This window comes from Pseudoalteromonas sp. SR45-5, from assembly GCF_014163565.1.
GTDB classification, from domain to species: domain Bacteria; phylum Pseudomonadota; class Gammaproteobacteria; order Enterobacterales; family Alteromonadaceae; genus Pseudoalteromonas; species Pseudoalteromonas distincta.
Window position 1 is genome coordinate 1 of sequence record NZ_JACJDN010000971.1, and the last position, 912, is coordinate 912.

A 912-nucleotide genomic window follows, 5' to 3' on the forward strand; every position below is an offset into this window, starting at 1 on the left:
TAAATAATGATACTAAAGGGTTCAAGTGGGTCTGATGAGGTATCTACATGAGTTAATAGAGCGTATATATCACTAAAAACGATATTTAGTAAAAATAATACTAAGCAAAATAAGCACGCCACAATAATACCGTAACCCGCCTTGAAGTAAGGCGACATATTAGCGCGCGCAGTATCACCCATTACAAACTCAATAAGCTGCGTTAAGCTCACATCAACAACCAAGTAATGTTGATTATTAATTGGTTTTTTTAGCTCTTTAATCGCCGATATACATAAATGGTTAGTCGCTATAGAAATATAGGGATCAGTAAAGCACACTTTATCACTTGCTTTAGCGTTCAAAAATAGGGTCGCTCACTTAAATCTTGTTGATTACCACTTTCACCTAATTTTTTGCTGTATGCGCGTTTAAAGCAGACGTTATTACCCTGCTGCAAACCTTCTGCATTTAAACAATATTGTAATTCTAAAAATGGGTACTGCTTAATCAGATAGCGAGTATCACGTTCTTTAGTTAATCCGTCCTCAATACTCATTAAAATAGATTCAAGTAAACTGTGTATTACATGCTCATATTCGTGGTAGCGCTCAACACTACTGATATAACTCATTCGCGCCATTTTAAATACTCATTAACCTAAGTTATAAATAGATTTGCAAGTTTAAAACCAAAAATAAAATAACTTAACAATCAGTAACTTGACACTATTCAAACTCAAGTTTTGCACTACTTTGGTGACTAAATAGTAATATATTAAATTAAATGCACAAAAAAGCAGCTAAGTATTAATTACTTAGCTGCTTTGTGAGTATGACTGGTAAGGTTCTACATAGAGCTTATTACTGAACCTTCGAAAACTCTTCTTTAGATAACTCGCCATTACCATCTGTATCTAATTGATCAAAAAGC

2 pseudogenes are annotated in these 912 nt (G+C 33.4%); both read right to left on the reverse strand.

Annotation, left to right across the window (positions count from 1 at the left end):
• Positions 1-613: pseudogene (locus tag H5072_RS21540) on the reverse strand (PDC sensor domain-containing protein); the annotation flags it as partial.
• Between the two features lie 229 nt (positions 614-842).
• Positions 843-912: pseudogene (locus H5072_RS20425) on the reverse strand (calmodulin); the annotation flags it as partial.